The 10446-nt window shown below is 42.7% G+C and carries 7 protein-coding genes and 3 pseudogenes; 5 read left to right on the top strand and 5 right to left on the bottom strand.

Annotated features, from left to right (window positions below; translation table 11 throughout):
• Both V7L31_RS26110 and V7L31_RS26105 read right to left on the bottom strand, forming a co-directional pair.
• On the bottom strand, nt 1-3135 hold a 3135-nt coding region (locus V7L31_RS26110; RefSeq protein WP_334698958.1), incomplete at its 3' end, for a tetratricopeptide repeat protein.
• Nucleotides 3089-3427 (bottom strand): hypothetical protein, encoded by a 339-nt coding sequence (locus V7L31_RS26105; RefSeq protein WP_334698957.1) that lies wholly within the window; start codon nt 3425-3427, stop codon nt 3089-3091. The genes V7L31_RS26105 and V7L31_RS26110, both read right to left, overlap by 47 nt.
• A 195-nt stretch (nt 3428-3622) precedes the next feature.
• On the opposite strand from V7L31_RS26105, the gene V7L31_RS26100 reads away from it, so the two are divergent.
• From V7L31_RS26100 to V7L31_RS26080, 5 genes and pseudogenes are all read left to right on the top strand, one after another.
• Nucleotides 3623-4015: a hypothetical protein gene (locus V7L31_RS26100; RefSeq protein WP_334698956.1), complete on the top strand. Its 393-nt coding sequence runs from the start codon at nt 3623-3625 to the stop codon at nt 4013-4015.
• 203 nt (nt 4016-4218) lie between these two features.
• Entirely contained in the window at nt 4219-4545 is a 327-nt protein-coding gene (locus tag V7L31_RS26095; protein ID WP_179067493.1) for a DUF3040 domain-containing protein, read from the top strand.
• Nucleotides 4546-4561: 16 nt separating this feature from the next.
• Nucleotides 4562-5977, top strand: a pseudogene (locus V7L31_RS26090) (dynamin family protein); the annotation flags it as partial.
• Nucleotides 5977-7245 (top strand): annotated as a pseudogene (locus V7L31_RS26085) (J domain-containing protein); the annotation flags it as partial. The pseudogenes V7L31_RS26090 and V7L31_RS26085, both read left to right, overlap by 1 nt.
• Nucleotides 7246-7357: 112 nt before the next feature.
• A complete protein-coding gene (locus tag V7L31_RS26080; RefSeq protein ID WP_334698955.1) occupies nt 7358-8053 on the top strand; it encodes a DUF305 domain-containing protein in 696 nt (231 codons plus the stop codon).
• Between the two features lie 20 nt (nt 8054-8073).
• Here V7L31_RS26080 and V7L31_RS26075 read toward each other — a convergent pair whose 3' ends face one another.
• From V7L31_RS26075 to V7L31_RS26065, 3 genes and pseudogenes are all read right to left on the bottom strand, one after another.
• Entirely contained in the window at nt 8074-8658 is a 585-nt protein-coding gene (locus V7L31_RS26075; RefSeq protein ID WP_334698954.1) for a Uma2 family endonuclease, read from the bottom strand.
• A gap of 110 nt (nt 8659-8768) precedes the next feature.
• Nucleotides 8769-9470, bottom strand: a complete 702-nt coding sequence (locus V7L31_RS26070; protein ID WP_334698953.1) for a peroxiredoxin — start codon at nt 9468-9470, stop codon at nt 8769-8771.
• Nucleotides 9471-9523: 53 nt separating this feature from the next.
• Nucleotides 9524-9974: pseudogene (locus V7L31_RS26065) on the bottom strand (IS1 family transposase); the annotation flags it as partial.
• Nucleotides 9975-10446: the final 472 nt, after the last annotated feature.

The raw sequence follows: 10446 nt of genomic DNA, 5'->3' as shown, positions 1-10446 counted from the left end.
TATTTCCAAGGATTGCTCCCAGAGTGCGATCGCTTTTGGGATGTCCCCTTGTTGGGCGAATACCCCTGCCATGTTGTGGAGGGTAGTGGCTTTACCTTTGACATCGCCAATCTGCTCCTTTATTTCCAAGGATTGCTCCCAGAGTGCGATCGCTTTTAGGATGTCCCCTTGTTGGGCGAATACTCCTGCCATGTTGTTGAGGATAGCGGCTTTAAGTTTGACATCGCCAATCTGCTCAGATATTTCCAAGGATTCCTCCCAGAGTGCGATCGTTTTTGGGATGTCCCCTTGGTCGGCGAATACCTGTGCCATGTTGTTGAGGGTAGTGGCTTTAAGTTTGACATGGCCAATCTGCTCAGATATTTCCAAGGATTGCTCCCAGAGTGCGATCGCTTTTGAGATGTCCCCTTGTTGGCGGAATACCGCTGCCATGTTGTTGAGGGTAGTGGCTTTTTCTTGCAATTCTTCTTCAGGGCAAAGGTCTAAAGCTTGCTGAAAATGGGCAACAGCCTCTTGTACAAAACCCAAAACCTCTTCAGCACGGGCGACTCTTGCCAAGATGCGGTAATCCTGAAAAACTGCCAGAACTTGCTTACATAACTCCAAAGATTCCACAAAGCGGGAATTGTTCACCCAACTGCTTGCAATCCAATCTCCAACGCTGACAGCAATTTCCTGCTCTTTTGCCAGCAATCCCAACCGCACAATTTCCAGTACTTCTGCTTCCGTGGGGTTGTCATTCTCTTCCCACCAATCTTTATAGATTTCCCTCACCGCTTGCTGTCGCGTTGTTTGCCATTCTTCCTGAATCAACACTTTTTTTAGCAACGATTCTAAAATTGTCGTCACTCGATAATTAGCTGGCTGGGTGGGGTGAGTGGTGGCAGACTCAACTAAGCTGAGGCCACTTAGCTTGCCCACAACCGCCAGGAAATCAATTTCCTGGCTCATAGCTGAAGTCCGCTCAAGCGGACTAGAAATTTCCTTCCCTAAATCCTCAGTCCTCTTCAGAGGACTTTCGCTATTAGCCTGGGACTTCGAGTCCCAGGCGTTAGGGTGGGAAGTCGAAGAAATAGCCCTGACAATCTCCTCCCTCACAGGCAAGTGAAACACACTCAACCGTGCGAGAAACTTTCGTTCTTCCAATTCCAAGCCATCCAGCAGAGTTTGTGCCAAGATATTTTCGCGGAATTTCTGCTCAGTCGCCTCCAGCCGATTCAATAATTCATCCGCCGCTATTCCTGGTTGCTGAATCACCTCTAACAACCACTTCAGCAAGCGGGGATTACCATCAGCAATGTGAATAATTCGCTGAGTTCTTAACTGTTGCCTAACTTCTTTATCTAAAGGAAAGCAGATTTTATCAATATCACTACTGCTCATCCCTGCCAAAGATTCCAAGTGCAGGCGATGAGGTGGCAAGGTGTCTTCTTTCAAATAGCGACAGGTGACAATCAGCCGACTTTCTGCCCCGTTTTCCGCCAATGCCGTACAAATCGCGCTTAAAATCTCGTAAGCCTCTACCGTCATCCGCAGTGAGCCATCTTCAACGTTAGCTATGGGGATGTTTTGCTCAAAGTCATCCAGTACCAGCAGCAAGGGTTGGTTATGAACATTTTCAATCGCTGCAAAAAAGTTTTGCAACCGTCCTTTAAGAGACACCTTTGGTTCGTTCAGCAGTTGGGGAACATCTGCAAACCTCTCAAACTTATTAGAAAGCTTAGTCAGCAAACCTATCTCATCCAAAGGCCCAATCAACACAACTCGCGCAAAGTTAAAACGCTGCATCTGCACCCGCGTACATAACCGCGCCGCCAGAGTACTTTTGCCCAGTCCACCCATCCCGGCAATAAACACGCCGATTTGGTTGCTGGTTTCCTGCAAAGCTTTGAGACACCGTTGCAAAGATCGCCTCCGTCCGACAAATTCAAACTGACTGGCAACTTTAACTTGATTATTCTCATCCAAAAATTCTTGCTCTGACGGTGTAAACTTCAGCCTTTCACGATTTTTTGTTCTCAGAGGTGTTACCAGTTCTGCAATGGGGCGCGTATCCCGATACATCCGCAACAGATGCCAGTCGGTGCATTCTTTCTCAATCATCTCCTGCTGCGCCGCTTTGACTGCTTCTTCAACAGTTGCCCCCGTCGCCAAAGCTTGATAAAGTGCCTGTGCCGCTACAATACCCGTGCGGTCATACACCGGACGCGCCCAGCCTAAAACTATACCTGCTCCCGCCTTCACCAACGCTTGCGCCATCGAGGGTACTGTCCCCTTGTTAGCAACCTGTCCCGTATGACATCCAGAGAGAAAAATTACACGCGGCCAGCGTCCGCGAAAGGCTTTAGCTAAATCATTGACGGTAGTAAGCTGCATATTCCCCACCTCATCTTCAGTGATGAAGCAGGGGGTATTGTCTGCCAGTTTTGTACCTTTTGGCAGCAAATAGCCGTAGCTTTGTTGGGTGTAAATTATTCCGTGTCCCGTGAGGTGAAAAACATCAAAATAGTCTTCTGCGTAGGATTTCACCAAATTAGCTAATTCTGCAACCGAGCCGCTTTCCTCGACAATCAACGCCAAAGGCTGCTCTTTAGTTGCTTGCAAAATGTTTGCTTCTTCCCGCTCAAACCCTAGTGGTGGAACTCTCGGATCTTCAGGAGAAGTCGCCATGAACAACAACCGCAACGGGCGATTTTGCACGCCAATCACTTGGGTTTGACGCTGCTGCACAGAACGCACTGGTAAAACGGAAAGATTCTGGCGTTCTATTAAAAACCCACTGCCATCATCTAGCAATTCCCAAGGCAAATGTGCCAATCCCAACGCTACACGTTCTGTTTCCGGGTTCAACCCCTGCGCTTCGCTGGTTTGAATCAAATCTAGATTAATCGTTTGCTCATCCGCCTCATCCAGCGCTTTTCTCAGCCATCCCTCATTACCATCCAGCCATTGATAAAGTTGCTGTCCCAACTGAGTGAGATAAGGTAGATGATCTCTTTGTTGAGCATAATAATTTTGCTCGCACAAATCAATGAGTGCTGCCAACTCCGTTTTATCCAGGCGACGTAAGCCATAATCACAGCGCAGTTCAAAAGTTTGCTGTTGACTGAGGGCGAAGGTGAAGTTTAGGGGCATGGCTGACAGCAGGAGTTTCCACAGTAACCTTCACCGTATTATCACCTTTTTCCCGAAATTCTCGCCGATAAGCTGGTACAAATCGCGTGATTGGCGAGATACTGCATTGATGCGATCGCAGTTCAACTATAAAATCAGGACAGATGGGGGCAAAACACAAGTCCATTCTGTCAGAACACAAATCCATTCTGTCAGAACACAAGTCCGTTCTGCCAGAACACAAGTCCATTCTGCCAGAACATAAGTCCATTCTGTCAAAACGCAAGTTCATTCTGTCAGAACGCAAGTCCATTCTGTCAAAACACAAGTCCATTCTGTCAGAACACAAATCTATTCTGAACGATTTCTTGTCTAACCTCGTGCAATTACTGAGCTAGTAAGCCAATCTTATTAAAAAAAATACCTATTTTTGTAAGCTTTACTGAACCGCTCCATTGTCCCATTGAGACACTCTAGAAAGATAAAGTTTAGTAAAAAGCATAGATTGATGCCACGCAAACAAAGAAGCTCTTCCGTGCTAGAAAAAACCGAAAAGAGAGTAATCGGATTTAAATCGATTGATTCTAACCTTGACTTTGGTGATTCTGTCAGTTTAGACAATTTAATCCAGTTAACCGGACAACTCCGCAACCAGATCGACCAGTATAATATGATGCTAACTGCCATTGATTCGGCAAAGGCAAAAATAGAAACCCTTGAAAAGAACATTTGCGAAACCTCAGAACGCTTAGTTAGCGGTGTAGTGTCGAAGTATGGCAAAGATAGCCGGGAATACGAGATGACAGGCGGGGTACGCAAAAGCGATCGCATTCGTAAAGCCACCATTACCCGGTTAAAATCCACCGCAGACTCAAAAGCGGCTGCTACACAGACAGTATAATGAGCGACAAGTAGGCATTATTACACCCGATACAGTTTGAATAAGATCCCCCCGCCTGGGTTGACCCCCTTTTTAAGGGGGTCAAGATCAAATTTAAATAGTAATTTTACTGGGGTTGCTAAATATTTACGTAAGTTAGTATACAGCATACTTGATAAGTAAATGCTGATATCTTTTCATTGTCTTAGACGGGATGAACACCGATGACATCTGAGAGCGATCGCCAAAAAGAACTTGAACACCGGGAACGTTTACTACGAGAACGAGAAGTTGAATTGCGACTCCGGGAAATGGAAACTGACCTCCATACTACCGATGCGGCTTTTCATCAAACTGTGAAGCATCAACCAGAAAATTCTCAGAAACCTTGGATGCAAAAAGTGATTCTGGGTGGAAAACTGTTTGCTCTTGGTGTGGTAGCACTGGTTGCAGTGAGAATAGCCTCAGTTTTGGCTGGGTTTATTATTGTTGGTGCGCTGGGGTGGATGTCTTACAAATTATTTTTGGAATCTAAAAAACCTAATCTTTAATTAAGGTGTAAATTTTATGACAAATCAGGTAGCAACTGACAGATTCATCCAAGATTTAGAGCGGGTTGCTCAAGTGCGATCGGAGATTGCTGTATGTTTGAGTAAACTGGCTGAAACAATTAGTAAAGCTGAGTTAGCTGGAGATTCTTCATCAGGGAAACTCAGTTTAGAGCGAGATATTGAAGATATTACAGTAGCTAGTAAAAATCTCCGTCAAGGAGTATTTCGCCTTTTAGTTTTGGGCGATATGAAACGGGGTAAAAGCACCTTTCTCAATGCTTTGATTGGTGAAAACTTATTACCAAGTGACGTTAACCCTTATACCGCAGTTTTAACAGTTTTACGCTATGGCCCAGAAAAGAAAGTTACTATTCATTTTAATGATGGGAAAAGTCCACAACAACTAGATTTTCAGAACTTTAAATATAAATATACCATTGATCCGGCTGAAGCCAAAAAACTAGAGCAGGAGAAAAAACAAGCATTTCCCGATGTTGATTATGCAGTAGTGGAGTATCCCTTAACACTATTAGAGAAGGGAATTGAAATTGTCGATAGCCCAGGATTGAATGATACAGAAGCGCGAAACGAATTATCTTTGGGTTATGTAAATAACTGCCATGCAATTTTGTTCGTGATGAGAGCTTCCCAACCTTGCACCTTGGGTGAACGTCGCTATCTAGAAAATTATATTAAAGGTCGAGGGTTGACAGTTTTCTTCTTAGTTAATGCTTGGGATCAGGTGCGGGAATCATTGATTGATCCTGATGATGTCGAAGAATTACAAGCATCTGAGAATAGATTACGGCAAGTATTTCACGCGAATTTAGCAGAATATTGTACTGTAGAAGGTCAGAATATTTATGACGAACGCGTATTTGAGCTTTCGTCAATTCAAGCACTCAGACGACGGTTGAAGAACCCTCAAGCTGATTTAGATGGGACTGGCTTTCCCAAGTTTATGGAAGCCCTTAATACTTTTCTTACCAGAGAACGTGCGATCGCAGAACTCCGTCAAGTCAGAACCTTAGCAAGACTTGTTAGCAATCATACCCGCGAAGCAGTTGCTAGACGTATACCATTACTTGACCAAGATGTAAATGAATTGAAAAAACGGATTGATTCAGTAGAACCAGAGTTTAACAAACTCACAGGTATTCGAGATCAATTCCAAAAAGAAATTATCAATACCAGAGACACTCAAGCAAGAACGATTTCTGAATCTTTCCGCAGCTATGTTTTAAATTTAGGTAACACCTTTGAAACCGACTTCTTACGCTATCAGCCAGAATTGAATCTGTTTGATTTTCTCAGTAGTGGTAAACGAGAAGCATTTAACACCGCACTGCAAAAAGCTTTTGAGCAATATATCACTGACAAATCTGCTGCTTGGACATTAACTGCTGAAAAAGATATTAATGCAGCTTTTAAATTGAAATTAAACAAAAAGCAGCCGACTTAATTTATAAAGGTTTTGTTACTAGCGTGGGAGAGTTACGCGATTGGCTAGCATTACCTAAGTTACTCACAAAATATCAAGCTGATGCGGCTGTGGCATTGGCAGAGAATAACTTTAAACATTGGCAAACAAATATTCTTAAAAAAGACCTGACTCAGTTGCAATTTGCTGTGGTGAAATGGCTTTATCAAGCTTACGACTTTTTTCAAGAAGAACGACCACAAGATTTATTAATTCGTTTTCCTAGTGAACCACAAGTAATACTACCGCCAAAGCCAAGTAATACTGATGATTTGAGCGAACCTGGTTCCATCGCTGTTGGTGGTGGTATTGGTTGGTTGTTAGGCGGCCCAGTGGGTGCTGCTGTCGTCGGGAGTATTTCTTATTTGCTAAACAAGAATATCCAAAAACAAGACGAACAATTAGCAAAGGAATCCTATCATCAGGACGTTGCTAAACTTTGTATAACTGCGGTTGAAGATTATTTATCTAATTTTAGCAGTCAAGGGTTATCAATATTAGATGAATACGAACAAAAGGTCAATAAAGTAATTTGTTTTGAAGTCAGCCAAGAACCACTAGAATTTGCTAATAAACGTGAAAACTTGCAGCAGTTACAAAATGGTTTTAATCAGTTCCTACGAGAGCTAGAAAAGGTAAAAATACTCTCAAATTATCAACCTTATAAAGAAATACCCAAATCCAACAACACTAAAAGAAAATATTCGCCACAGCCAAAAAGAGTTCAAACTTCTCCTGAAAAAAATACTGGTGTTAAGCAACAACAGGAAAATCCTGCTAAGAATACTCAGACAAGGGTAAAATCTGTTTCTCCACCACCGCCAAAAGCTTCTCCCTCTCCACGGAAAGAAGAAGTTGAGGCAAAATTTCGTGATTGGGAACTCAATGAAGAAATAGCACGAATGAAAGCAGAGATGCGTAACCCTAAGGCTTCTCAGACATCGCCTAGTTCTGAAACTGGCAAACAGCAAAATACAACTCAAAGCAACAAAGCACCAAATAAACCCAAAACCCAGGCGGAAAAAGATCAGATTACTCGCGCCTACGGCATTTTAGGATTGCAAACAAATGCTTCTTTGGCTGAGGTAAAGCAGGCTTATCGAACTTTAGTAAAAAAATGGCATCCAGATTTATTTGTGAATCAGCCACAACTGCTAAAACAAGCACAAGAGAAAATGCACTTAGTTAATGATGCTTACACAATTTTGAGTGATAAGTAAACAACCATATCTCCGACTTCTCAAAGAAGTCGAGTATCTTTAGATTTTCATCCTAATTTCACTTCTGGCTGTAAAGCTAAGAATAGAATTAGGAAACTGTTAGGTGAGATTTATGCAACTGCTATCTTTAAGGAATGGCTTTTTGGCCTTAAGCTTAAGTGCGATCGCTTCAGCCAGTGGGTTAATCACAGGTTGTACTAGTACTGCTTCCCAGAACCAAAGCCAAGCGCCAGAAGCAAACACCACCAATGCTAACGAGAAGCAGATGATGAATCACGGTGGTGGCATGAATCACAGCATGAGAATGGATTTAGGCCCAGCCGATGCTAATTTTGATTTACGATTTATCGACGCCATGATACCCCACCATCAGGGAGCTGTGGAAATGGCGAATGTTGCACAGGTAAAATCAAAACGTCCTGAAATCAAAAAATTAGCAGACAATATCATCAAATCGCAAAACCAAGAAATCACTCAGATGAAGCAGTGGCGACAAGCTTGGTATCCCAAGGCGGGAGATAAACCAATGGCTTACAACAGTCAAATGGGCCATACAATGGAAATGTCATCTGACCAAATGAAAGCTATGATGATGAGTCAAGACTTAGGTGCGGCTGATGCTGAGTTTGATCTGCGCTTTATCAATGCGATGATTCCTCACCACGAAGGGGCTGTAACAATGGGGCAAGATGCCTTAAATAAGTCGAAACGCCCTGAAATCAAGAAATTAGCCCAAGAAATTGTTAAAGCCCAAGAGATAGAGATTAAACAAATGCAGCAGTGGCGAAAAAGCTGGTACAACAAGTGAGTCTAATTCGTAATTCGTATTTACCAAACTTTACTCATATTGAGAATAAACCCAGGCAATACCGACTCGCCACTTACACTAGCAGGATTATCTAAACATTCTTCTGGCAATCCAGGACAATAAATATAAACTTTACGCTGCTTACGGTCAATTAACCAGCCTAACTGTATTCCTGGTTCATTCATATATTCCTCCATTTTTTCTTTCAAAGTTTGGAGGTTGTCGCTAGGAGATTTGAGTTCGACTACAAAATCTGGACAAATGGGTACAAACTTTTCTTGTTGTTTTGGAGACAGAGAATTCCACCGTTCTAGTTTAATCCAGGAAGCATCTGGCGATCTGTTTGCACCTGTTGATAGTTTAAATCCAGTACTAGAGTCAAAAGTTATACCTATACTATCTTGTTCCGACCACACCCACAGTTGCCCAAAGATGTTGCCTCCACGGTTGCCTGTTGTTCCACCTGTAGGCGGCATAATTGATATCTCTCCAAATTTATTTCGTTCAATGCGTAAATCACGATTCACCTGACAAAACTCAAAAAATTGTTCGTCTGTCATTTGCATTGATGACGGAATTTGCAAAACCAAAGGAGATGAAAACATCAGAATTTCCTCCAGCTTTAGATGCCTAGCCAACTGACTATATTCTCACGCAAATAAGAAAAGACGCCAAGATATAACTTTGCGTCTAATGCACGAAATCATTTTCAGATTTACTTGTTAGGCTGAGGAGTTAGACGCAGATAGGGTTTTACTTCCTCGTAACCTTTGGGGAATTTCTGTTTGAGTACTTCTGGATCTTTCAGTGAGGGGACAATTACGACATCCTCTCCATCTTTCCAGTCAGCTGGTGTCGCCACGCTGTAATTATCAGTCAATTGCAGAGAATCAATCACCCGCAAAAGCTCATCAAAGTTGCGTCCCGTACTGGGAGGATAGGTGAAAGTAAGACGGAGTTTCTTGTTAGGGTCAATCACGAAGACCGATCGCACTGTTACCGCCGCATTAGCATTTGGGTGGATCATGTCGTAAAGATCGGAAACTTTGCGATCTGCATCCGCCAAGATTGGGTAGTTAAGGGTGGTACTTTGAGTTTCTTCAATGTCTCCCACCCAGCCTTTGTGAGATTCAACGTTATCAACGCTAAGTGCGATCGCTTTGACATTGCGCTTGTCAAATTCTGGTTTTAGCTTGGCAACTGTGCCGAGTTCTGTTGTACAAACAGGTGTAAAATCAGCAGGGTGAGAAAACAGCACAACCCAGCTGTCACCTGCCCATTGGTAAAAATCGATGTCGCCGTATGTTGAGGCTTGCGTAAAGTTTGGTACTGTGTCACCTAGACGAACCATGTGAGATTCCCTGTAGTTAGAAAGGCATATATATTCTAGTATGCCATCATCCCATAAAACCCCCATTCCCCAATCGGGCTTTAGCAGTTTGAAACAAAATTTTAGGTTGTTAGCGCTCTTGCACTATGGTTTCCCAACACCCAAGCTAAAATACCCCCTCGAAAGTGATTTACTGCTGTCCATAGCCAAATTTTGTTTTTTTTGAGCCAACAAAAGTTTCTAATTCATCTAGTTCTCCAACTTGGGAAATTTCCTCGATTGGTGCGAAAGTATCCACGGGGATACTCCCCAGTGGCGCATTTCGCGGTGCGTCTGGTAAATTTTGACCCAGCTGTTTTACCCAAGTGATAATTGTCGTGTGGTGAACTCCTTTAACTCGTTCAATAGCTCGAAAACCCATACCATTGAGATACATCCGAATACATTCTTCTTTGATCTCATCGTTATAAGTTTTTGATAGCTCATAATCCTGAATAAACTGGCGACGACAATTACAGCAAATGTGATTCTGTTTACCTCTTTTTATCCCATCTTACGGATATGATGAGAGCCACATTCAGGACAATTCATGTTTTAGCACCCTGTATTCATACCTGATTATGCAACGCCAATTAACGTTTTTTGGCGACTGGTAAACTATTCAGTATTATAGGATTCATATTTAATTATTGAAATATACGTAGGGTGCGTTACGCCAAAGGCTAACGCACCACCTTCAAGTTTTGGGTGCGTTAGGCTACGCCATAACACACCCTACATAATACTTAGAAGATTTTTTCAGAAATCAAATCATATTCCTATATCATTGATGTCTTGAAGTACCATTCCCATTTGAGCAAACAAGTCATCCATCCAATCAGCGAGCGCGTGTACACGATGATTAAACCAAGATTTGGATAACATTTGGGGGATAAAGCCACGCTCAAGCTTTTTAATGAAAAGCAATTGCAAAATAAAGCAGCCACCCAAGCAGTTGTTAGAATTTCCGCATCGCTCATTGTTCGACGACAGTCTTTCGAGTGCCCAATCGCTTTGAGGAGAT

The organism is Nostoc sp. (assembly GCF_036916655.1).
Taxonomy (GTDB): domain Bacteria; phylum Cyanobacteriota; class Cyanobacteriia; order Cyanobacteriales; family Nostocaceae; genus Nostoc.
The sequence above is the reverse complement of the archived record's forward strand: the minus strand, read 5'-3'. Positions and strand labels throughout refer to the sequence as shown.

What these genes read in the sequence shown, in the direction of transcription:
- V7L31_RS26100 (WP_334698956.1), top strand. Translation starts at nt 3,623, where the DNA reads ATGCCACGCAAACAAAGAAGCTCTTCCGTGCTAGAAAAAACCGAAAAG.
- V7L31_RS26075 (WP_334698954.1), bottom strand. Translation starts at nt 8,658, where the DNA reads ATGTTTTCATCTCCTTTGGTTTTGCAAATTCCGTCATCAATGCAAATG.
- V7L31_RS26070 (WP_334698953.1), bottom strand. Translation starts at nt 9,470, where the DNA reads ATGGGGGTTTTATGGGATGATGGCATACTAGAATATATATGCCTTTCT.
- V7L31_RS26095 (WP_179067493.1), top strand. Translation starts at nt 4,219, where the DNA reads ATGACATCTGAGAGCGATCGCCAAAAAGAACTTGAACACCGGGAACGT.
- V7L31_RS26105 (WP_334698957.1), bottom strand. Translation starts at nt 3,427, where the DNA reads ATGGACTTGCGTTCTGACAGAATGAACTTGCGTTTTGACAGAATGGAC.
- V7L31_RS26080 (WP_334698955.1), top strand. Translation starts at nt 7,358, where the DNA reads ATGCAACTGCTATCTTTAAGGAATGGCTTTTTGGCCTTAAGCTTAAGT.